Source organism: Aquisalimonas asiatica, from assembly GCF_900110585.1.
Taxonomy (GTDB): domain Bacteria; phylum Pseudomonadota; class Gammaproteobacteria; order Nitrococcales; family Aquisalimonadaceae; genus Aquisalimonas; species Aquisalimonas asiatica.
On sequence record NZ_FOEG01000001.1, the window covers coordinates 577,936 to 598,196 of the forward strand.

A 20,261-nucleotide genomic window follows, 5' to 3' on the forward strand; every position below is an offset into this window, starting at 1 on the left:
GGCTCAGAAGTGCCAGCGCGCCGTGACTCCCGCTTCGTGGAGGAGATCGTCGGGCCAGCTCCAGTACTGCGTCTGGGCATCCACGAGCACATCCAGGCTGTCACTCAGGCGCAGGCCCGCCCCGAGCCCGAACGCGAGCCGTCCCTGCAGCCGCGTGCTGCCGGGCCGGTCGAACTCCCGTGCCACCACGCCCAGCCGCACCCGGTGAAAGAACCGCTCGCCAACAAACGTATTGAGCGCAAGGTAGGCACCCGCCTGCACCAGGTCGGCCTCTTCCCGCTCATCGCCCGCGCGCCGCGACAGACTCTCGGTGGTACCCGTGAGCTCCCCCTCCAGGGCGATGCTCGAACGCGGGGTCTCCGCGTGCTGGTAGGGCAGTTTCCAGCCCAGCAGTAACGACGGGCCGTACCCTTCCTGCCAGCCTTCAAGCTTCAGTACCCGTGCACCGGCCCCGGCATACCAGCCGGATTCCCCGCGGGGTTCGTCAAAGGCAACCAGGGTCGGCGCACTCAGCGCCAGCGCAACCCCCACGATCAGTCGCATCGCGCTACCCATGGTCCGTGCCCCCTTTCTCCGCCTGCTTCGCCCGCACCCAGGCCGCTTCCTTGGTGGCCATGTCGCTGTCCGCCAGATCCACCTGCTCGGCAGCGAGTTGCTCCTCCATGCGCCGGAACCGCCGCTCAAACTTGGCGTTGGCCCCGCGCAGCGCCCGCTCCGGGTCCACACCCAGGTGCCGGCCGAGATTGGCACAGGCAAACAGCAGATCACCGTACTCGTCCTCCACCGCCGCCCGTGAGCCGGATGCGCGCGCCTCCTCGAGCTCTTCCAGCTCTTCGCGCACCTTGGCAATCACCCCATCCGCCGACGGCCAGTCGAAATGCACGCGCGCCGCCCGGCGGGTCATCTTTCCAGCGCGGGTCAGACCGGGCAACGTAACGGGCACGCCGTCCAGTACCGACTGGCGCGCGCCCTCTCCCCGATCACGTCGTTCGGCCTCCTTCATGGCCTCCCAGGACGGCGGCCCGCCGTCGCTGTCGGCCTCGCCCCCGAAGACGTGCGGATGGCGACGCACCATCTTGTCGTGAATACCGCGAGCCACGTCCTCGAAGTCGAACAGGCCCTGCTCGCGCGCCATCTGCGCGTGGAACACCACCTGGAACAGCAGGTCGCCCAGTTCGTCCCGGAGATCCTCCGGCGCCTGTCGATGGATGGCATCCGCCACCTCGTAGGCTTCCTCGAGGGTATAGGGCGCAATGGAATGGAAATCCTGCTTCAGATCCCACGGACAGCCGCGCTCCGGGTCCCGCAGCGTTGCCATCAAGTCCAGCAGATCGTGTAATGCTTTCACGTGATCGCCCCGTGTACCGAGATTGCCTTGCTCAACGCGCTACAAGGTACCACACCGCCACACGGTGGCGGCGCGGGCGGCCGTGCGCTGCCCCTGCCAGTTGACGATTGAGCCATGTATCATTGCAACACCGGCAGCGGTTTGACAGCGCGTCTGCGCTTCCATACGGTTCTGCTGGTTCACGTGACGGTCGTCGACGGAGCGACTCCCTATACCAGAGGATGCAGCATTGGCCAAAGCAACCCGAAAGCCCGTAACCGCCAGAGGCGAGCAGACACGCCAGAGACTCCTCTCCGCCGCGGAGTCGGAGTTCGGCGAAAAGGGCTTTCACTCGGCCTCGGTCAGCAGCATCACCCGCCGGGCCGGCGTCGCCCAGGGGACGTTCTACATCTACTACGACTCCAAGGAAGAGATCCTGCGCGAGCTGGTCCGGTTCATGAACCGCAAGCTCCGCCATACCCTCACGCGCGCAACCCACGGCATCACTGATCGGGTGGAGATCGAGCGTGTGGGTCTCGAGGCCTTTCTGCGCTTCGCCATGGAGGAAAAGAATCTCTACCGCGTGGTGCTGGAGTCACAGTTCATCGACGAATCCATCTATCGCGAGTATTACGAACAGATGGCCCGCGTCTACACGGCACGCCTGGAGCGTGCCCAGGACGAGGGACAGGTTCGCCCCGGCTCAGCCTACGGCCAGGCCTGGGCGCTCATGGGCATGGGATCGTTTCTCGGGCTGCGTTACGCGGTATGGGAAGGAACCATGCCGCCCGACGACGTCATGGAAGCCGCCGTCGCCTTCATCCGCGGCGGGCTTATGCCGGATGACCAACTCTGCGGCGCGGCGGCTCTGGGCACGCCGTGACGTACGGCGTCCGGCGCCTCTGCGCGCGCCGCTGACCTCCGGGTCGGGTCAGGGCAGATCAGGGCACGGCACGTCGATGTCGGGATTGCGCACCACCCGCGCCAGCAGACAGCTCAGATAGACATCCGTCGAGTGGCTGTGGCTGTCCTCCGGCATGGCATCCCTGGCAGCCTCCAGCGTCTCCGCCCCCTTGCGAAAGTACACCAGGCCAAGGTTGTAGCGCGCTTCCTGGTAATCCGGGTCAAGGTTCAGCGCCTTCTCGTACGCCGCGACAGCCTGGTCCAGCTCTCCCTTGCCCGCCTCGATGTTGCCAAGCTGAAACCACGCCCGGGGGCGCTCCGGGTCCAGCTCCAGCAGCGCACGATAGGCCTCGCGCGCGGCGGCGTCATCGCCTTCCATCTCCGCTTCCAGCGCCTCATGGTTCAGGCGAAGGATTTCACGCCGGTCATCGCCACCCACCACGGCGCAGCCCGTTGCCGTCAGCACGAGCACAATGGCAGCAACGCCCCCACGGCATCCCTGTGTCACTGTCCTGTCCATGGCAAACCCCTGCATCTTCTGTATCATTGCGGACTGAGATTAACGCGGCCCGGACGGGCCGGATACGGAGAGCGTCACGGAATCGCGCACCGGCTCCCGCACCGCGGCACGGTAACACAGTCGGGGCCGTGGCTGTCCGCCGGAATCCGTTCCTTCCAAAGCAACTGATGTCGACAATCCATGGTTGAAGATCAGCAGCCCAAGCGGCGCAGAACGGTTCCCGTGTCCATCGGCGACGTGGTCGTGGGGGGCGATGCCCCGGTCGTGATCCAGTCGATGACCAATACCGACACGGCCGACGAGGTCGGCACGGCCATTCAGGTGGCGGATCTCGCCCGCGCCGGCTCGGAACTGGTCCGTATCACCGTGAATACCGAGGAGGCCGCGGAAGCCGTCCCCCATATTCGTGACCGGCTCGAGGCGATGGGCCTGGATGTACCGCTGGTGGGGGATTTCCACTTCAACGGGCACAAGCTGCTGGAGCGCCACCCGGCCTGCGCCGAGGCCCTGGCCAAGTACCGCATCAACCCGGGCAATGTGGGCCGTGGCGCCCGTCGCGATACGCAGTATGCGCAGATGATCGAGACCGCCTGCCGCTACGACAAGCCGGTGCGCATCGGCGTGAACTGGGGCAGCCTGGATCAGGACCTGCTGGCGCGCATGATGGACGACAATGCCGCGGCAAAGCAGCCCCAGGACAGCCGCGATGTCATGAAAGAGGCGTTGATCGTCTCCGCGCTGGAGAGCGCGGAACGCGCGGAGGAGATCGGGCTCGGCCACGACAGGATCATTATTTCCTGCAAGCTCAGCGGCGTGCAGGATCTGATCGAGGTCTACCAGGACCTCTCCCGCCGCTGTGAATACCCGCTGCACCTGGGCCTGACAGAAGCCGGCATGGGCTCGAAGGGCATTGTCGCCTCCTCGGCCGCGCTGGCCGTTCTCCTGCAGCAGGGCATCGGCGACACCATTCGCATGTCGCTGACGCCCGAGCCGGGAGAGGCGCGCACGACCGAGGTTCAGGTCGCCCAGGAACTGCTGCAGACCATGGGCTTGCGGGCGTTCACGCCGCTCGTGGCGGCCTGCCCCGGCTGTGGCCGCACGACCAGCACCGTCTTCCAGGAACTGGCGGGCGAGATTCAGACCTACGTCCGCGATCGCATGCCTGAATGGCGGCGTCACTACCCGGGTGTCGAGGAGATGAGCCTGGCGGTCATGGGCTGCGTGGTGAACGGCCCGGGCGAGAGCAAGCACGCCAACATCGGCATCAGCCTCCCGGGCACCGGTGAGCGGCCGGTAGCACCCGTGTACGAGGACGGCGAGAAGACGGTCACCCTCAAGGGCGACCACGTGGCGGATGACTTCAAGGCCGTCATCGAGCGCTACGTGGAACGCCGGTATGGTAGCGGAACCGTCTCCAGCGACGTATCCAGCGGCTGACGCTCAGCCGCCGCGAACGGTGTGACAGTGGTTCACCGGACCGCCACCGGCACCCAGCCCGGGCGCGGTGCGGATCGCCTCGAGCAGGTAGTCCCGGGCCCTGGCGACCGCGTGGTCGAGCGGCATTCCCTGGGCGATGCCGGTGGCGATGGCCGACGCAAGCGTGCACCCGGTGCCGTGTGTATGCCGGGTGTGAATGCGGGCGTGCTGAAACCGCCGTGTGCGCCCGTCGGGGCCGATGAGCACGTCCCGCAACGCATTACCGGGCAGGTGCCCTCCCTTGAGCAATACCGCGCCGCCGGTCATGGCCTGCAGATCCCGGGCAGCCTGTTCCATGGCTGCCTCATCCGGGACTGCACGCCCCAGCAATGCCTCCGCTTCGGGGAGATTCGGTGTCAGCAGGGCCGCGTGGGGCAGCAACCGCTCCACCATCGCGCCCACGGCGCCGGAGTCGAGAAGGCTGGCACCACTCTGAGCCACCATGACCGGATCCACGATCAGTGGCACACCGGCGCCCGACGCCCGCATCAGGTCCACCACGCAGTCGATGGTGTCGGCATCGTGCAGCATCCCCGTCTTGATGGCATCCACGCCCAGGTCTTCCACCACCACGTCGATCTGCCATCGCAGAAAGGGGGACGGGACCGGGTGGACGTCGTGCACGCCCTCGGTGTTCTGGGCGGTGAGCGCCGTAATCGCCGTCATGGCGTACCCACCCAGCGCTGTCACCGCCTTGATGTCTGCCTGAATACCGGCGCCGCCGCCGGAATCGGAACCCGCGATGATGAGGACGCGCCCGTGCGTCTGCGTTCCCATGGTCAGGAGTCCAGTTGCTTGCCCAGTGAGTTACGGTCGATTTTGCCAGCACCGGTAACGGGAATACTGTCCACCACGGCAAACCGGGACGGCACCTTGAACGCTGCCAGATGCTCGCGGCAGTGGGTCCGCAGATCCGCCTCGATGTCTCCGCCCGCCGTCTCCGTGGGGACGACGGCGGCCACCGGGACCTGCCCCCAGCGCTGATCCGGCATGGCTACCACACAGACCTGGGCGACGGCCGGATGTTCCTGGAGGACGGTCTCGATCTCCTCCGGGGAGACGTTCTCGCCGCCGCTGATGAACATGTTGTCGGCGCGCCCCATGATGCGCACGTTGCCCTCTTCGTCCTGTACGGCCAGGTCGCCACTATCCACCCAGCCATCATCGAGAAGCGCCTTGCGGGTGCGGTCCGGCTGGCCCAGGTAACCACCGAAATTGTGCAGGCTCCGCATGTGCAGCACCCCGACCTCGCCCGTGGAGACCGGCTCGCCCGACTCCTGATCGACGATGCGGAAGTCGCAATGGATCATGCTGGTGCCGATGCTGCGGTTGTGAGCGCGGATGGTCTCCAGTTCCTGGTCAATGCCGCCGTACATGAAATTGGACGGGCCGGCCTCGGTGAGCCCGTAGGCCTGGACCACCGGGATACCGCGGGCATAGAACGGGTCCATCACCTCCGAGGAGCAGGGCGCGCCGGCGCTGGTGATGCCGGTCACCGAGGAGAGGTCCGCCTCGGGGAAGCGCGGGTGCTCGGCGATGAAGCGCAGCATCGCCTCCACACCGCCGAAGTTGGTGATCCCCTCGCCTTCGATCACGTCCAGCACCTGACCCGGGTCGAACTGCCGCGTGAGCACGGAGTAGCCGCCGGCGTGGAAGACCGGCGTCAACGAGTTCCAGCCGCCCACGTGGAACAGCGGGAAGGTGATCAGCTGGCGCTGCTCCATGAGCGTGCCACCGGTGACGATCATGTCCAGCGCGTTCCACAGCATCTGCCGGTGCGGCACGATGCAGACCTTGGGAGTCGCCGTGGTGCCCCCGGTATGGATATACAGAAACGGGTCGGCCTGGGCCAGCGGTGTATTCACCTCCCGTTCCGGATGCACCAGCAGCGGTTGAAAACCGTTATCGTCACCATCGGCAATGCGGACCCGCGTAGCGACGGAGTCAGGCAGTTCCAGCGCCTCCACCAGGGAATCGAAGACGTCCTCGTAAACAAACGCGCGGGGTTGAATGCGCTCAAGCAGGTCATTGAGCTCGCGGGGGCGAAGCCGGTAGCTCAGGGGCGCGAGGATGGTGCCGATCTTGCCGCAGGCCATGTAGAGGTCCAGCGCCTCGACGCGGTTGCGGGTCACGATGCAGATCGCGTCACCCTTGCCCAGGCCGCCCTCGTCCAGCAGCCATGCCCCAACCCGGTTGGCGCGGGCGTTCACGTCCGCATAGCTCAGCCGCGTGTCACTGTCGGCATCCAGAATCGCGGGCCGGTGGGGGGTCAGCGCCGCCCTGCGACCTGCCCAGTCGCCGATCCAGTTCATTGCCATGGTGTCGTAATCGGGCTGCTGCGACATGCCAAATCCTCGGTTGTTGTCGGGAACGGTACTGCTGGTGAACCGCGCGTCACCCCATTGTACAGGTCTTGGTCCGGAGCCAAACGGCCCCCGGCCTGACAGAGCGCCGGATCCACGCCATAATACGCGGCCCGCGAACCGGAGCAGGGGCCTTGCATGAGTCTCATCGACATCGGCGTGAATCTCACCAGCGACGCTTTCAAGGCGGACCGCGACGCGGTCATCACCCGTGCCCGCGAGGCGGGACTTGAGGCGCTCATCGTCACCGGCACCAGCGCCCGGGAGAGCGAGAAGGCGGAAGCGCTGACCCGGGAGCACACGGACACGCTGTACGCCACGGCCGGCGTGCACCCCCACGGGGCCAAGGGGTACGGTCAGGATGCCGCCACCACCCTGCGGGCACTGGCGCAGTCACCGGGCGTGGTGGCCATCGGTGAAACCGGGCTTGACTTCAACCGGGACTTCTCGCCCCGCCCCGCCCAGGAAACGGCATTCACGCGGCAGCTCGAGCTGGCCGCGGAACTGGGGCTGCCGGTATTCATCCATCAGCGTGACGCCCACGACCGCCTGCGCGCCATTCTCGCGGAATACCGCGACCACCTGGTAGACGCAGTGGTTCACTGCTTTACGGATACCCGGCAGGCACTGTGGGATTACCTGGACATGGACCTGCACATCGGCATCACCGGCTGGCTCTGCGACGAACGCCGCGGGCGGGAGCTACAGGAGATCGTGGGTGATATCCCGGCGGAGCGGCTGATGATCGAAACCGACGCCCCCTACCTGGTACCCAGGGATCTGCGCCCGAAACCCGACAAGGGGCGGAACGAGCCGGCGTTCCTGCCGCACATCGCGGCCGCCGTCGCGCACCATCGCGGGGAATCGGTGGAGGTGGTGAGCGCGACCACCACGGCGAATGCGCGGCGTTTCTTTCGCCTCTAGGCGCGGTTAGCCCGCTGCGCGGTGCCCCCCGTCCTGGACACGCGCCGCAGCCGCCTCCAGAACGTCCGGCCCGGCGCCCGGCAGGTGCGCGTTTTCACTGATGTAACGGCGCCACGCCCGCGCCCCGGGCACCCCCTGAAACAGCCCGAGCACGTGGCGGCTCATGGCATTGAGCGGCGCACCCTGGCGCATCTGCTCCTCCACGAACGGCAGGTAGGCATCCAGAACGTCCCGGCGCGACGGCGGCCCGCCCTCTGCGCCGAAAATCCGCCGATCCGCGTCCGCCAGCATGTAGGGGTTGTGATAGGCCTCGCGACCGATCATGACACCATCCACCCGCTGCAGATGCGCACAGGCCGCATCCACCGAAGTGACCCCGCCATTCACGGCGATCTCAAGGTCGGGAAATGCCGCCTTGAGCTGGTAGACACGGTCGTAGTCCAGTGCCGGGATCTCGCGGTTCTGCTTCGGGCTCAGCCCCTGCAGCCACGCCTTGCGGGCATGAATGGTGAAGCTCCGGCAACCGCGCTCCGCCACGGCCCCGACGAAGTCCCGCAGAAACGCCCAGGAATCCATGTTGTCGATGCCAATACGGGTCTTGACGGTCACCGGCAGCGGCGAGGCATCGGCCATGGCCGCGACACAGTCCCCGACGCGATCGGGCTCGGCCATCAGGCAGGCGCCGAAGCGCCCCGACTGGACCCGGTCACTGGGACAGCCGACATTCAGGTTGACTTCATCGTAACCGTAACGGTGCGCCCAGCGGGCGCACTCGGCCAGTTCCCGCGGGTCGGAGCCGCCAAACTGGATCGCCACGGGATGCTCCCGCGGGTCGAATGCCAGGAACAGGTCAACCCGGCCGTGGACGATCGCCGCGGCAGGCACCATTTCGGTGTACAGCAGCGTCTTGCCGGTCACCAGCCGCAGCAGGAAGCGGGCATACCGGTCCGTGCAGTCCATCATCGGCGCCACACTCAGGCGCCGGTCAATGGCGGCCTCCGGTGCGGTCTGGTGGTCGGGCTGTGTGGGTCGGGTCATGGATCCGTATTCCCGCCGGGGGCAGTCGCTGTTATGGTTGAAGCGCTTTCCCGGGCACGCGCGTGGTAACAGGAACCGCATGGTAGACGAACAACCGGATCAGAACCACCGCCCTCCCTTCGTTCTCTACGGCACCCTCGGCTGCCACCTGTGCGAGGATGCGGCAAGACTGCTTTTCGACGTCCTCCCTGTGGACGGTGTCACGGTAGAGGAGATCGATATTGCCCATGATGAACATCTCATGGCTGAATACGGCGAACGGATCCCGGTTCTCCGTCGGCGCCGCGACGGGCGTGAACTGGACTGGCCGTTTTCAACCGAAGACGTTCTGACCCTGGACTAGGTACCTGGATCAATGACCCGGCTGCTGACTGCACTGCTCTTTCTGCTCACTTCGGCCACCGCCAGCGCAAGCGACGCATGGATACTCGTTGACACCCAGCGTCAGGAGATCCGGGTGTTCGAGGACGGCTACGAAGCACTGCACCTGCCGCGGATCGCCATCGGCCGCGGCGGCGTGTCCGAGTTGCGCCAGCGAGGCGACCGCACCACGCCCCTGGGCGAGTTCCGGGTTGCCTGGATCAACGAGGACAGCGATTTCCACCTCTTCTTCGGGCTGGATTTCCCCCACTTCAGCCACGCCCGGATGGCCTATAACCAGGGGCTGATGGAGCAGGAGGAGTTCTTCTCCATCATCGACGCCGTGCGTGACCGGCGACTGCCCCCGCAGCGCACGGCCCTCGGCGGCCACATCGGCATCCACGGGATCGGCAATGGCGACCGGGATCTGCACAACCGTGCCAACTGGACCCAGGGCTGCGTGGCGGTCACCAACGAGGAAATGGACAAGCTCGCCGAGTTCGTCGACGTGGGCACCCGCGTCGTGATCACCGCCGAGAAGGACATCACCGCACTCATTCCGTCATACGAGCGTTGACGTCCAGCGACAGCCCCCGCGCGCCTTTGTCGCCGATCCACAACACCGCGCATGGTGTATCCACCGCTGTTAGGATTGCGCTTGAGGGTCGCGTAAAGCGGTCACCCTCTTTTTGGTTGAAAGTTTTGTGTCAGACAGTGGAACGGCCATAGCGGCGTGAGTTTATTTAACGTCGCAATGGCTCTAGAATGACCAGCGATTGCCGTTCAAGCTGTTCGGCAAGACAACAACGCGAAAGGAGTAAAAAAGATGTCGCACAGCCTTAAATCTCTGCTGAAGCTCTCCGCGCTTGGTGTGTCCATGGGCGTCCTCGTCGGCTGCGCCGCTCAGGGTGATGACGCCGAGACCCGCCAGATGGTCGAAGATGCCCAGGCCCAGGCCAGCGAAGCGCTGGACGTGGCCAACGAGGCTCGCGAGACTGCTCTGGAAGCCGAAGGCACCGCCAAGGCAGCCGAGTACAAGGCCAACCGTAACGAAGAGCGGATCGAAGAGCTCGACGAGAAGATCGACCGCATGTTCGAAGAGTCCATGCAGAAGTAACTGGCACGTCTTCTCCTAAAAAAACCCCGCCGCTGGCGGGGTTTTTTTTGTCTATGGCATCGGTCCGGCAATCCGGACAACCGCTCTGCCATCCGTTCAGGAACGGCACGCCAACGCCTCTGCCGACCTTCGCCCCTCAGTCGGCCTTCGCAAGCTCCTCGCTGGCAGACTCACGGGTAATTGATTTCGGACGCCCGCTGGCTTCGGCCGCCACTTCCTTGAGGCGCGGGTAATCCACCCGAGCGGCCCGTTCCCGCAGCCGCTCGGCCACCACCTCGACCACCGGTGTCACGCCCTTCTGCGCGAGTTCGTCCTCATCCTCGTCCAGGCTCGGGTAGGCCTGGAGGTAGAGGTCACCCGCCTCGGACCAGCCAGCCTTGAACGGCTGGTTCAGAATGCGGACGTTGGTGCCGCGGTTCACCCGGTAGACGATGGATTCGATGTCTTCGGGAAACATGCGAATGCAGCCATGCGTGGCACGCATCCCGACTCCGGCGGGCCGGTTGGTTCCGTGAATGAAGTATCCCGGCACATCCAGGCCGATCGCGTACCGCCCCAGGGGATTGTCCGGCCCCGGGTCCACGCGCCGCGGCAGTGCCCGGCCCTCGGATTCCGCCCGCTCCCGCACGGACTGCGGCGGGAACCAGGCCGGGTCCTCCAGGCGCATGGTCACTTCCGTCTCGCCAATGGGCGTGGACCAGTCCATGCGGCCGATGCTGATCGGATACGTCTCCACCACCCGGTTGCCGTCCGCGTCCGGCTCCGGGTAGTAATACATGCGCATCTCGGGGAGATTGACCACGATCCCTTCCCGGGGGCCGGGAGGCAGCACGAACCGCGTCGGAATGGTCACCGGCGTGCCCTCGCCAGGCAGCCAGACGTCCACACCCGGGTTCGCACGGCGGATCTCCTCGTAGCCGACACCGTGTTGACGGGCGATGCTGAGCAGCGTGTCTTCCCGGCGCGCCATGACGGTTTTCACCTCACCGACAACATCCACATCGGCATCCGGAAGCTCGTAGACATTCCTGTCGTTCGAGATCCGGTCGGCGTCGTCGTCACGCTCGGCATCACTCTCGCCCACGGAGTCGCCTTCGAGCGTGTCATCGGACACGGCCGGGCCGCTCAGGAGGGAACACAACGCCAAAGCAACCATCCATTGACTCAGGGCGCGGCCAGAGACCATGCAATTCTCCACGACATGTCATGCGTTTGACTGCGGTAATCCACAGTGAATCCAGTGTCCAGTATACTCCGACACCATCGTCGGAGCATAACCCGGGAGCGTAGCCCCCATGCACTATGTATCAGTTCACGACGGCATTTCCGAGCGCTGGGGCATCTTCAGCGGCGATTCCGCGCTGCTGGCGCCACGCAGCCGCGGCTGGTCCGCCACCCTCCTCGACTTCATCCGTGCCGACACCGAAACACGCCAGTGGCAGACGGAGCAGTTGCAGGCCGGTCACGGTGAAGACTGGCGCAAGGAGGACATCCAGCTGGTCGCGCCGCTGCCGCGGCCGCCGCGTAACGTCATGTGCCTCGGCCTGAACTACGCCGATCACGCCGCCGAATCCCAGCGCGCCAAGGGGCAGGAACTCCAGCGCCCGGATCACCCGGTGGTCTTCACCAAGGCCACCAGCAGCGTCACCGGCCCGTACACGGACATCCCGCTCGACACCACCCTCACCACCCAGCTCGACTGGGAAGTGGAACTGGGCGTCGTCATCGGCCGCGGTGGGCGCAACATCCCCGAGGAACAGGCCCTGGAGCACGTCTTCGGCTACACCGTTGTCAACGACCTCTCGGCGCGGGATCTGCAATTTCGCCACAAGCAGTTCTTCCTCGGCAAGAGCCTGGACGGAAGCTGCCCGATGGGGCCGGTCATCGCCGACCGCCACGCCATCGCCGACCCTCACGATCTGACCCTGTGGTGCGACGTCAACGGCGAGCGGCAGCAGAGCGGCACCACGGCGGATCAGCTCTTCCGCATCCCGGAGGCCATCGCCATTCTCTCCCGCGTGATGACCCTGGAGCCTGGTGACATCATCGCCACCGGCACGCCCAGCGGCGTGGGCTTCGCCCAGGAGCCGCCACGATTCCTGCAGCCCGGCGACACGGTGGAATGCGGCATCCAGGGCATCGGCGTGATCCGCAACCGGATCGTTCCGGCTACCGCGCCTGCTGCCTGACCGGCTCTGCAACGTCCGCGAACACGTCCGGCGCGCCGGAGCGCAACCGCTGGTACAGTTCGCGCAGGATTGCGGCGGTGGCGCCCCAGATGTAGTAGTCCCCGTAGGGCATGGCGTGCAGGCGGTAGGTCTCGCCGTTCACATCCACGTCATGGGGCTGGTGGTTGGCGGGGTCCAGGAAAAACGCCAACGGCACCTCGAAGATTTCCGCGACCTCACTGGGCTCCGCGCGCAGCCGGCCGGGATTGTGCACGTGGCCCACGAAGGGGTGGATCATGAAGCCGCTGATCGTGGGGTAGCGCGGCAGGCTGCCAAGCACATCCACGCCGCTGGACAACAGCCCGATCTCCTCGTGGCACTCACGCAGGGCCGCCGCCATGGGAGAAGCATCCCCCGGATCCACACGGCCGCCGGGAAAGCTGATCTGACCGGCGTGTTTGGTCAGCGCTTCACTGCGCCGGGTGAGAATGACCTGCAATCCGCCGCGGCGCTCCACCAGCGGCACCAGCACGGCGGCGTCCCGCAGACTCGACGTGTCCACCGGGAAACCCGGCCGGTGGATATCGTCGGCATCGCGCAGGCACCGCGTGATCGCCGTGCAGAGGTATTGCGAGTCCGTCATGTTGTCCTTTCTGATCGCCATCGTCCTGAATCCACAGCGTAACCCCGAGAACGCGCTCGAACGGTGACGCAGTTCCGTTGTCGCGCCACCCCGGCACTGCCGCTTGAATGGTTCGTATTGTCTGCCCTCCCCGGCCCACAGGCAAACGGCGCAGCGCAACGACACCCCCTTCGGTGCGCTACCGCACAGACGCTCTCTGGCCCGTTGATCACATTTGATATTACGGGCATGGAACTCGGCGTGAAGACGTCTGCGGCGGTGCCAGGCTCCGGGGATGTAACGCTGTTGGTGGCCCGGCCCGTCCGGCCGTGCAGGTTCCCGGCGGGCCGCCTGTTGCGGAAGACATGCGCCCATGAAAACGCCCTGCTCGCTGCGCCTCGCACTCACTCTGGCGCTTGCCGCCGTCGCCCTGGGCGCGTGTTCATCCAGCGGCGGTGGCGGATCCCGCTCCCTGCCCGGCTTTGAAGGTGACGACGGCCATTTGCGTCACATCAATGTGGTCCCTCGGACCCGACTCCACGACGAGACGGTGGTTGAACCAGACAACTACGGTGAGAACCAGATCATCGCGGTGTTGAGTACGGATCTCGGAAATGACCACCGGGAATTCACGTCCAGGAATGACTCCACCTCACGCATTCACGGCGACTCGTACTACCTCTATGACGAGGACGGTGGCGCTTTCCCGGAAGGTGTAACGCTGGATGATGCAGTCAATCCGGGCAACGCCGTGGCGAGCCTAGCTGCAGGCCGACGATTCGGCGTTGCACGCGATGCCAACATCCTGGGCGTCGGAGTGGTCCGACCCGATGGCTACGATCAACGGGGCGGCGCCTTCGATCTCACCATCAAACCCGACGACATGCTTGATGGCATCACGCGTGCGACAAACCACGATGCAGACATCCTCGCCATCCACACCGTTGTCACAGACAACGATGCTGAGGCCAGAGCACTTGGAAACGCGATTCGTGGCGCCGAAACGGTAACTGTCGTTCCTGTACCCAGCCGGAACGAACTGCGCGGCGGCAGCATTGATGCCACCGGGCACTTTGACAGTGACACACTCAAGAATCTGCTGATTGTCGGCGATGTGGCCCGGAACAACCGGCGCCCCTCCAACGCCGACGTGCCGCCCACAGCCGCTGCACGTGATCGCTTTCTTGTGGCTCCGGGCGTCGCCGTGCCCGGCGCCATGGGCAATGACAATGACAGCGCCCGGTACTCCGGGTCGTTCGCGGCCATGGGGCTCGTAGCCGGAGCGGCGGCGTTGTTGAATGACTACCACCAGGACGTCACCGATCAGGAGGCAACACCGGAAAAGGTCACACAACGGCTTCTCGACACCGCCGACCGGTCGTTTTCGGGATACAGCCAGGCCACCCATGGCAATGGCCTCCTGGACGTCCGCGCGGCGCTAACGAAGCCAGTTGGACAACAGAGCCTGGCCGGCATGCAGCACCACGCCCTGCCCGCGTCGCAGACACAGCTCGGCGCCGCATTCGGGGACGCGCTGAGCGACGAGCCGGCGCTCGCCCGGGTGCTGGCCGTGGACTCCGGTGACTGGCCGTTCCTGCTCGACCTGCGCGGTCGGGTACGCAGCCACGAGTCCTGGGCGCTGGACCGGCACATGGACCGCCTGGCGAACATGGGCTGGCGACATGGCGAGGAGACGCCCTACGGCGGTTACCAGATCACCACCGGGCAGTCGTCGGGGTTTTCGCCGGACAGCTACCAGCGTGGCTACGATTCCATGCGCGTGTGGATGGACAGCGGGCCCTGGACGGTCTCTCTGCAAAGCCATGCCGACCCGTCTCTCGCAACGGCCTATTCGGCGCTGCCGGAGCTCGACGGTGTACGTCTCATGGGCGGCGCGCCGGGCGCCGCGCACATGGCAAGCTGGCGCGAGGCGACCGGCGCGTCTCTCGCCTGGGCCCCGAACGCGCGCCTCACCCTGGGCAGCCAGGTATGGACCGGCCACGACGGCGACACCCCCTATCGCCATATTGACGACAGCCCCCGCGTGCACCGGGCTGAGCTCATGGCAGCAATCCGCCCCGTCACGGATGTGCTGATCGGCGTCGACGTGGCCCAGCAGAACCAGTCCGAAGGGCTGCTCGGAGGATACGGCAGCGCTGCGCTCCAGCCCGGTACGGGGTCGACCACCACCGCCACCGGCGCGACAGTGCAATGGCGGGCCGCACCCCCGCTGACCCTCTTCTCCCGGTACGAGCACGGCTGGACCGACGTGGATGACACCAACGGGCTGATCACCGGCTTCGACCGCCTGCAGACACGCTCCACGGCGCTGGGCGCGATCTGGCAGGACGGCACCGATACCCGATGGGGATTCGTCTACAGCGAGCCCCTGCGGGTGCGCTCCGGCAGCGTCGACCTGAGCATTCCGCACGGCTTCGACGGCAACGGCGGCGTACGTTTCGCGGAGCATACTGTGCGCGCCAACCCGAGCGGCCGGGAGCAGAACTTCGAACTGTTCATGGACAGGCCACTTCCGGGCCAGCACAGCGCGCTACGCCTCAACGTCATGTATCAGCTGGAGCCCGGCCACGTGGCGGACGCCGCCCCCGCCTGGGCTGCCGCAGGCGGTTACCAGCTGCGCTTCTAGGGCCAGTGGCGCGGGGCTCGCGGGGGCGTCGGTGCTCTCTCAGGGCCGGGACGACGCGCCGTCGCCGAAGAGAGGGACGACCACCCCTTTGCGGAAGGCGTGGCGAGCCAGTAGCGGCAACGGCATCCGCAGCCAGTGCCCCCGCAGGAAGATCGTCATGGCGGCAACGCCCCGCCCCCCGCCGCCTGGTTCTCCGGGCACCTGCGGAAGCAACAGGCGGCCGTAACAGGCATCCAGCACTGCCAGCCCGGTGGTGGACGGCGCATCCGCGGCGAGCGCGTCGGCACAGGCCCCGGGCACCGGCGTGCCGAGCATGCGGCGGCAGTAATGCAGGGCGAGCCACAGCGGCGCACCGAGCTGCAGTGCCCGTGCCCGCCCCGGGAGCGCGTCCCAGAACGCCGCAGTGCTGCCGAAATGGCGCAGTAGCGCGTCCAGATCGACCAGGTCGCGCAGGCCGTTCGGGATCTCGCCATCCACGAACAGGTGGGTGGCGCTGTGGATGACCATGTCCTCCGGCGCCAGCACCGCCAGCCGGGAGTGCCCCGGCACGGCACGCGCCGCCGACACCAGTGCATCGGCGTCCGGCCGGAACCGGGCCGTTTCCGGCAATATCGTGTGGTGCACATCCAGGGTGGACCCGCGCTGGGGGTGGCGTAACGGCGGCAGCTCGTGCATCCACTCCCGGTAGTAGCGCTGGTCGTAGGCACCGTGGTGCGTCCCCAGCCAACCGACACGGTTCAGGCGCGCTTCAACGGTGGCCAGCGCCTCCCGGGGCACCAGGAGATCGATATCGGAGAACTGCCGCCCGGCGGCAGGCGGCAATCCGGCCAGGGCGTAGGCCGCCCCCTTCAGTAACACCACCCGCGGCACCACACCGGCGAGCAGCTCGGCGAGATACGCCACTTCGCGGACAACGGCGCGCCGCTGCGCCTCTGCCGCCAGCCAGGCCGAGTGCAGGTGTGCAGCCGGCGCCGCGGGAACCGCTCCCAGGGCACCAGCCTGCTGCAGCGCCCAGTACACACGGCCCAGCAAGCCGGCCTCCCGTCCCGCGGCAATCAGCCGCTCCCAGTCCCGGGGGCTCACCCCGTGCGCGGCACCAGGCGCACGCAGCAGCGCCACCAGCCCGGTGCCGGCCGTATCAGCTCGTGGGCGGCTGCGCATCGATCGTCCGTATCAGCCCATGGCCTTCATCCAGCGTGCCGTACTGGACTTCGTAGGCAGGCACACGCTGCACCAGTTCCGACAACAGCCGGAACGCACGCTCGCCCAGCACCTGATAGTTGAAACTCTGGTTCACGAGCGCGAGGAACGCATCCGCCGGATGGCACGCCTCCAGCTCCGCCGCGACACCGGGGCGATACCGGGGGAATACCACCGCCTCGATGTGCCCGGGCAAACGGGCCTGCTCGATACTGCGCCGGCTCGGGCGGAGGTGGGCCACCTGCCCCTTGGTGGTGTCGTTGACGGGCTCCCCCAGGACCGCCTGGGGAAAATCGCGCTGGATGACGTGAATGGCAGCATTCTTCAGCCCCAACGGGCGCGGAAACGGCTGAACGGCCCCGGTATCCACGTCCAGCAGCACCAGCTCGTCGGTCAGAAGCCGCCATCCCGAGAGCATCAGGGCCGCCACCAGGGTGCTCTTGCCACTCCCGGATGCGCCCGGAAACAGGTAGGTGCGTCCTTCCCGCTCGGCGGCGGCCGCGTGGAGCACAAGATAGTGATGCAGGTGAGAAGACACGCACCAGTTCAGCCCCCACTCCAGCATCGCGACCGCGTGGTGTCGCGGCAGTGGCTGAAACGGGGCGACGCGGCCGAGGTAGAACTGCGCCTGGGGCCGCAACCAGCGCCGCGGTCCCGGCGGCGCGTCCACACGCGCGCGGAAGTCCGCGAATCCGCCAGGCTCCAGCACGGGATAATCGTGATACAACGTTTGCAGGCCCCGCCGTACCGTCCCCAGAGACGAGAACACCCGCAGGCCCAGCCGCCCGACCCGGAGCCCCAGCCCCGGGCCTTGCAGGGCACGCTTCAGGGCATCCGATGACAGCTCCGAGACGGTCAGTGGCGCGGACATTGTTCGATGATCCCCGCCCGTGCAAGCCCCTCCAGCAGCTGTAGCAGCTCCCCCTGGTGAGGCGGTGGAGCGCCGCCGGGCCAGGCACGCGCTACGTCTCCGGCCCCGAGCGGGAAGCCGGCCCGCTCCACCAGGACGCTCAGGCTCAGCCCCGCTTCCGGCGACAGCAGATGGGTGCTTTCCTCGTCACGCAGAAACACCAGGAGCCGGTTTCCTGCCCACGCGGTCACCATGGATTCCGGTACGACACGATAATTCACGAGCCGCCCCTCGACGACTGTCCGCGGTCAGGCCCGCATGTCGCCTGCGTAGTTCCTGGCGTCAAGGACACAGACTTGATTGTTGGCTTCCGCAAGCTCGTCGCTCAGCGACTGGAGCTCGCCGGGGTCGCCCTGCTGGTCGGCAAAGGCGGACAGCCCCTGCAACGAGCTGATGCGTGACTGCCCTGTGATTACACCGCTGCCGCCGCCTGACTGCCCCCCGTGACGGGCGCCACCCGACCCCTTGCCACCGCCCCGATAGGCCTCATAGGCCCGATGAAACGCGTTGACGATATCGTCGCGATGAACCACGGAGCCGTTGACGCTGTACCCGGACGCGATGACCGGATGGGACGCGTTCAGATACGCAGCGGCGGTCTGGAACAGGCACTCCCGCATGAGCGCCTCCGTACCCACGTCCATCATGCCGAACCCGAGGTTGCCCGAGACGGCATCGGCCATGGCAATGTCATCCCATTGTGCGAGCTCATCCGGCTCCATGATCTCGCCGAGACGGAAGACACGGGCGAAACTGGCGCTCGGGCTCACGCCCGTGTCCTGCCACGCCTGGTTCCACTCCACGTCCCCCACCCGCCGGACATTCCCCTCCCCGCGCCAGAACGCAGCGGAGCAGCCCAGCGCACAGGTTTCCCAGCCGGGATTCAGGGAGGAGTTGGCGGATGCGACAGCGGATGCCGTGCAATTGACGTTCGCCCAGACGGGCCGATGGGCCAGCGTCATGACAACGGGCACGCCGCCCACGAGACCCTGGGTCAGACGCCGGCGGCGGCGATCAACCCTGTCGGCCGTGGCCTGTTGTGACTGGCCACGCTCACCACCCGCGCCCTTTGGCTCTCTCGCGTCCATGGACAACCCCCTCTCTCGGTGCCGCAGCCTATGCCCGTCTACCGGCGTGCCGGGAAGGACCCACCACTGATGCCGGCCGTTTCGCCAACCAGTTCACATTTCAGAGAATGTCCGCGGACGGGAGAGTGCGTCTGTGCGCCACCGTACAGACAGCGCAAGAAGGACGGGCCGGGAAGAGAGATGACAAGCGGTACCTGCGGCACCGCTTAACTGAGAATGGCGGAGAGGGTGAAAATGGCGGAGAGGGTGGGATTCGAACCCACGGACCCTTGCGGGTCAACGGTTTTCAAGACCGCCGCTTTCGGCCGCTCAGCCACCTCTCCGCGGAAGCGGTATTGTCTCCATTCGGCCCGCCGAGGGCAAACGGCGCGGTTCAGTACGCGTCGCTGACCACGGGCGAGATACTCGTCTCGGCAGCGTGGATGCGTCGAACCGACTCGGCGACCATACCGGGCCCCTGGTAGATCAGGCCGGTATACAGCTGCACCAGGCTGGCTCCGGCATGCAGTTTTCGCAATGCGTCGGCGCCGGAGGCCACGCCGCCCACAGCGATGATCGGCAGCCGGCCCTGCAGGTGATCGCTGAGTAACCGCACCACCTCGGTGGAGCGGTGCATCAGGGGCCGCCCGCTCAGCCCCCCGGCCTCGTCACCATGGCGGTGACTGGCGATCGCCCCCGGGCGCTCAAGGGTGGTATTGGTGGCGGCGACGCCGTCCAGCCGGTGGCGGACCAGGGCGTCCGCCATGCCCAGCAGCTGCTCATCACTCATGTCCGGCGCAATCTTGACCACCAGCGGGACGTAGCGGTCCCACGCCACACTGAGCCGGAGCTGCTCGGCCTTGAGCCCGCCCAGGAGGTCGTCCAGCAGGCTGCCGTGCTGGAGATCACGCAGGCCAGGGGTATTGGGCGACGACACGTTGATGGTGATGTAGTCGGCGTGGGGGTAGACACGGGTCATGCAGGCCAGGTAATCATCCAGCGCCTGCTCCACCGGGGTATCCCGGTTCTTGCCGATATTGACGCCAAGCACGCCCTTGTAGGTCGAGCGGCGCAGCCGGCCCACCAGGTAGTCGACGCCCTTGTTGTTGAACCCCAGCCGGTTGATCAGCGCCCGCTCCTCCGGCAGGCGGAACAGCCTTGGCCTGGGGTTGCCGTCCTGCGGGCGCGGCGTGACCGTCCCCACCTCGATGAACCCGAACCCCAGGGAGCCAAGCGCATTGATGGCGTCACCGTTCTTGTCCAGCCCCGCAGCCAGCCCCAGGGGGTTGCTGAAGTGCAGCCCGAACACCCGCTGCTCCAGGGTCGGCACCACGCCAGCGATCAGCCGGTTCAGCCCCAGCGCGTGGGAGGCGCGCACGCCGGACAGGGCCACGGCGTGCGCCCGTTCGGCGTCGAGCTGAAACAGCAGGCGGCGAAGCAACCGATAACTCATGATCACGATCCTGTCCGGGGCGCGGATGGCGCCGTCTCGCGCTCCGCCCGGCTGCCGACAGCCGGGCACGTGGCTTGGATTTTCGGTCAGAATGGCACGCCGGGCAACCGGCTCGCCTATCCGGCACTCAAGACCCGCGCCATGCCGCCGATACTCCGGGTCGAGT

The 20,261-nt window shown here is 66.6% G+C and carries 21 protein-coding genes and 1 tRNA gene; 8 read left to right on the forward strand and 14 right to left on the reverse strand.

The genetic code is table 11. The features are described 5' to 3' along the window. Nucleotides 1-3: 3 nt before the first annotated feature. Complete coding sequence (locus BMZ02_RS02765) at nt 4-555, reverse strand: hypothetical protein (protein ID WP_139209122.1); 552 nt, start codon at nt 553-555, stop codon at nt 4-6. After that, complete coding sequence (gene mazG / locus BMZ02_RS02770) at nt 548-1,348, reverse strand: nucleoside triphosphate pyrophosphohydrolase (RefSeq protein ID WP_245753914.1); 801 nt, start codon at nt 1,346-1,348, stop codon at nt 548-550. Before mazG ends, BMZ02_RS02765 begins: the two co-directional genes overlap by 8 nt. Before the next feature lie 229 nt (nt 1,349-1,577). Here mazG and BMZ02_RS02775 point away from each other — a divergent pair, with 229 nt between their 5' ends. Next, entirely contained in the window at nt 1,578-2,210 is a 633-nt protein-coding gene (locus tag BMZ02_RS02775; protein WP_216110664.1) for a TetR/AcrR family transcriptional regulator, read from the forward strand. A gap of 48 nt (nt 2,211-2,258) precedes the next feature. On the opposite strand, the gene BMZ02_RS02780 is transcribed toward BMZ02_RS02775, so the two are convergent. Then, nucleotides 2,259-2,750 (reverse strand): tetratricopeptide repeat protein, encoded by a 492-nt coding sequence (locus BMZ02_RS02780; protein WP_171909782.1) that lies wholly within the window; start codon nt 2,748-2,750, stop codon nt 2,259-2,261. A gap of 180 nt (nt 2,751-2,930) precedes the next feature. Between BMZ02_RS02780 and ispG the strand changes: the two genes are divergently transcribed. Beyond that, nucleotides 2,931-4,187 carry a flavodoxin-dependent (E)-4-hydroxy-3-methylbut-2-enyl-diphosphate synthase gene (ispG, locus tag BMZ02_RS02785; protein ID WP_091639728.1) on the forward strand — a complete coding sequence of 419 codons (1,257 nt, stop codon included), beginning with the start codon at nt 2,931-2,933 and terminating at the stop codon, nt 4,185-4,187. Between the two features lie 3 nt (nt 4,188-4,190). Here ispG and thiD read toward each other — a convergent pair whose 3' ends face one another. Together thiD and BMZ02_RS02795 are read right to left on the reverse strand one after the other, a co-directional pair. Next, on the reverse strand, nt 4,191-5,003 hold the full coding sequence (thiD, locus tag BMZ02_RS02790) for a bifunctional hydroxymethylpyrimidine kinase/phosphomethylpyrimidine kinase (RefSeq protein WP_091639730.1): 813 nt from the start codon (nt 5,001-5,003) through the stop codon (nt 4,191-4,193). A gap of 2 nt (nt 5,004-5,005) precedes the next feature. Further along, nucleotides 5,006-6,571, reverse strand: a complete 1,566-nt coding sequence (locus BMZ02_RS02795; protein ID WP_091639732.1) for a class I adenylate-forming enzyme family protein — start codon at nt 6,569-6,571, stop codon at nt 5,006-5,008. Nucleotides 6,572-6,727: 156 nt separating this feature from the next. On the opposite strand from BMZ02_RS02795, the gene BMZ02_RS02800 reads away from it, so the two are divergent. Further along, a complete protein-coding gene (locus tag BMZ02_RS02800) occupies nt 6,728-7,513 on the forward strand; it encodes a TatD family hydrolase (protein ID WP_091639734.1) in 786 nt (261 codons plus the stop codon). Between the two features lie 6 nt (nt 7,514-7,519). On the opposite strand, the gene dusA is transcribed toward BMZ02_RS02800, so the two are convergent. Beyond that, a complete protein-coding gene (gene dusA / locus BMZ02_RS02805; RefSeq protein ID WP_091639735.1) occupies nt 7,520-8,551 on the reverse strand; it encodes a tRNA dihydrouridine(20/20a) synthase DusA in 1,032 nt (343 codons plus the stop codon). A 79-nt stretch (nt 8,552-8,630) separates the two neighbouring features. Between dusA and BMZ02_RS02810 the strand changes: the two genes are divergently transcribed. The 3 genes from BMZ02_RS02810 (at nt 8,631) to BMZ02_RS02820 (ending at nt 10,028) form a co-directional block, all read left to right on the forward strand. Beyond that, on the forward strand, nt 8,631-8,894 hold the full coding sequence (locus BMZ02_RS02810) for a glutaredoxin family protein (RefSeq protein ID WP_091639737.1): 264 nt from the start codon (nt 8,631-8,633) through the stop codon (nt 8,892-8,894). Between the two features lie 12 nt (nt 8,895-8,906). Continuing rightward, nucleotides 8,907-9,488 carry a L,D-transpeptidase family protein gene (locus BMZ02_RS02815; protein ID WP_091639739.1) on the forward strand — a complete coding sequence of 194 codons (582 nt, stop codon included), beginning with the start codon at nt 8,907-8,909 and terminating at the stop codon, nt 9,486-9,488. A gap of 249 nt (nt 9,489-9,737) precedes the next feature. Then, nucleotides 9,738-10,028 (forward strand): Lpp/OprI family alanine-zipper lipoprotein, encoded by a 291-nt coding sequence (locus tag BMZ02_RS02820; protein WP_091639740.1) that lies wholly within the window; start codon nt 9,738-9,740, stop codon nt 10,026-10,028. Between the two features lie 136 nt (nt 10,029-10,164). Here BMZ02_RS02820 and BMZ02_RS02825 read toward each other — a convergent pair whose 3' ends face one another. Next, nucleotides 10,165-11,214, reverse strand: a complete 1,050-nt coding sequence (locus BMZ02_RS02825) for a L,D-transpeptidase family protein (RefSeq protein WP_091639742.1) — start codon at nt 11,212-11,214, stop codon at nt 10,165-10,167. Between the two features lie 109 nt (nt 11,215-11,323). Between BMZ02_RS02825 and BMZ02_RS02830 the strand changes: the two genes are divergently transcribed. Further along, nucleotides 11,324-12,217: a fumarylacetoacetate hydrolase family protein gene (locus BMZ02_RS02830; protein WP_091639744.1), complete on the forward strand. Its 894-nt coding sequence runs from the start codon at nt 11,324-11,326 to the stop codon at nt 12,215-12,217. Here BMZ02_RS02830 and BMZ02_RS02835 read toward each other — a convergent pair. Next, nucleotides 12,198-12,860 carry a CoA pyrophosphatase gene (locus tag BMZ02_RS02835; RefSeq protein WP_245753915.1) on the reverse strand — a complete coding sequence of 221 codons (663 nt, stop codon included), beginning with the start codon at nt 12,858-12,860 and terminating at the stop codon, nt 12,198-12,200. The genes BMZ02_RS02830 and BMZ02_RS02835 overlap by 20 nt on opposite strands. A 331-nt stretch (nt 12,861-13,191) precedes the next feature. On the opposite strand from BMZ02_RS02835, the gene BMZ02_RS02840 reads away from it, so the two are divergent. After that, on the forward strand, nt 13,192-15,465 hold the full coding sequence (locus BMZ02_RS02840) for a S8 family serine peptidase (protein ID WP_091639746.1): 2,274 nt from the start codon (nt 13,192-13,194) through the stop codon (nt 15,463-15,465). A gap of 39 nt (nt 15,466-15,504) precedes the next feature. Here BMZ02_RS02840 and BMZ02_RS02845 read toward each other — a convergent pair whose 3' ends face one another. From BMZ02_RS02845 to BMZ02_RS02870, 6 genes are all read right to left on the reverse strand, one after another. Next, nucleotides 15,505-16,626, reverse strand: a complete 1,122-nt coding sequence (locus BMZ02_RS02845) for a nucleotidyltransferase domain-containing protein (protein ID WP_091639748.1) — start codon at nt 16,624-16,626, stop codon at nt 15,505-15,507. Beyond that, the gene (locus BMZ02_RS02850; RefSeq protein WP_091639749.1) at nt 16,604-17,536 is read right to left on the reverse strand and encodes an HprK-related kinase A; all 933 of its coding nucleotides are present in this window, start codon (nt 17,534-17,536) and stop codon (nt 16,604-16,606) included. Before BMZ02_RS02850 ends, BMZ02_RS02845 begins: the two co-directional genes overlap by 23 nt. After that, nucleotides 17,521-17,796 (reverse strand): hypothetical protein, encoded by a 276-nt coding sequence (locus BMZ02_RS02855; RefSeq protein ID WP_139209123.1) that lies wholly within the window; start codon nt 17,794-17,796, stop codon nt 17,521-17,523. Before BMZ02_RS02855 ends, BMZ02_RS02850 begins: the two co-directional genes overlap by 16 nt. Before the next feature lie 27 nt (nt 17,797-17,823). Then, the gene (locus BMZ02_RS02860; protein ID WP_139209124.1) at nt 17,824-18,663 is read right to left on the reverse strand and encodes a hypothetical protein; all 840 of its coding nucleotides are present in this window, start codon (nt 18,661-18,663) and stop codon (nt 17,824-17,826) included. A gap of 235 nt (nt 18,664-18,898) precedes the next feature. Beyond that, nucleotides 18,899-18,986, reverse strand: a tRNA-Ser gene (locus BMZ02_RS02865). Between the two features lie 50 nt (nt 18,987-19,036). Beyond that, nucleotides 19,037-20,095 (reverse strand): quinone-dependent dihydroorotate dehydrogenase, encoded by a 1,059-nt coding sequence (locus tag BMZ02_RS02870; RefSeq protein ID WP_091639754.1) that lies wholly within the window; start codon nt 20,093-20,095, stop codon nt 19,037-19,039. Between the last annotated feature and the right edge of the window lie 166 nt (nt 20,096-20,261).

Coding starts and splice junctions, on each gene's coding strand:
- BMZ02_RS02765 (WP_139209122.1), bottom strand. CDS start 555: ATGGGTAGCGCGATGCGACTGATCGTGGGGGTTGCGCTGGCGCTGAGT.
- BMZ02_RS02780 (WP_171909782.1), bottom strand. CDS start 2,750: ATGGACAGGACAGTGACACAGGGATGCCGTGGGGGCGTTGCTGCCATT.
- ispG (WP_091639728.1), top strand. CDS start 2,931: ATGGTTGAAGATCAGCAGCCCAAGCGGCGCAGAACGGTTCCCGTGTCC.
- thiD (WP_091639730.1), bottom strand. CDS start 5,003: ATGGGAACGCAGACGCACGGGCGCGTCCTCATCATCGCGGGTTCCGAT.
- BMZ02_RS02795 (WP_091639732.1), bottom strand. CDS start 6,571: ATGTCGCAGCAGCCCGATTACGACACCATGGCAATGAACTGGATCGGC.
- BMZ02_RS02800 (WP_091639734.1), top strand. CDS start 6,728: ATGAGTCTCATCGACATCGGCGTGAATCTCACCAGCGACGCTTTCAAG.
- dusA (WP_091639735.1), bottom strand. CDS start 8,551: ATGACCCGACCCACACAGCCCGACCACCAGACCGCACCGGAGGCCGCC.
- BMZ02_RS02810 (WP_091639737.1), top strand. CDS start 8,631: ATGGTAGACGAACAACCGGATCAGAACCACCGCCCTCCCTTCGTTCTC.
- BMZ02_RS02815 (WP_091639739.1), top strand. CDS start 8,907: ATGACCCGGCTGCTGACTGCACTGCTCTTTCTGCTCACTTCGGCCACC.
- BMZ02_RS02820 (WP_091639740.1), top strand. CDS start 9,738: ATGTCGCACAGCCTTAAATCTCTGCTGAAGCTCTCCGCGCTTGGTGTG.
- BMZ02_RS02825 (WP_091639742.1), bottom strand. CDS start 11,214: ATGGTCTCTGGCCGCGCCCTGAGTCAATGGATGGTTGCTTTGGCGTTG.
- BMZ02_RS02830 (WP_091639744.1), top strand. CDS start 11,324: ATGCACTATGTATCAGTTCACGACGGCATTTCCGAGCGCTGGGGCATC.
- BMZ02_RS02835 (WP_245753915.1), bottom strand. CDS start 12,860: ATGGCGATCAGAAAGGACAACATGACGGACTCGCAATACCTCTGCACG.
- BMZ02_RS02840 (WP_091639746.1), top strand. CDS start 13,192: ATGAAAACGCCCTGCTCGCTGCGCCTCGCACTCACTCTGGCGCTTGCC.
- BMZ02_RS02845 (WP_091639748.1), bottom strand. CDS start 16,626: ATGCGCAGCCGCCCACGAGCTGATACGGCCGGCACCGGGCTGGTGGCG.
- BMZ02_RS02850 (WP_091639749.1), bottom strand. CDS start 17,536: ATGTCCGCGCCACTGACCGTCTCGGAGCTGTCATCGGATGCCCTGAAG.
- BMZ02_RS02860 (WP_139209124.1), bottom strand. CDS start 18,663: ATGGACGCGAGAGAGCCAAAGGGCGCGGGTGGTGAGCGTGGCCAGTCA.
- BMZ02_RS02870 (WP_091639754.1), bottom strand. CDS start 20,095: ATGAGTTATCGGTTGCTTCGCCGCCTGCTGTTTCAGCTCGACGCCGAA.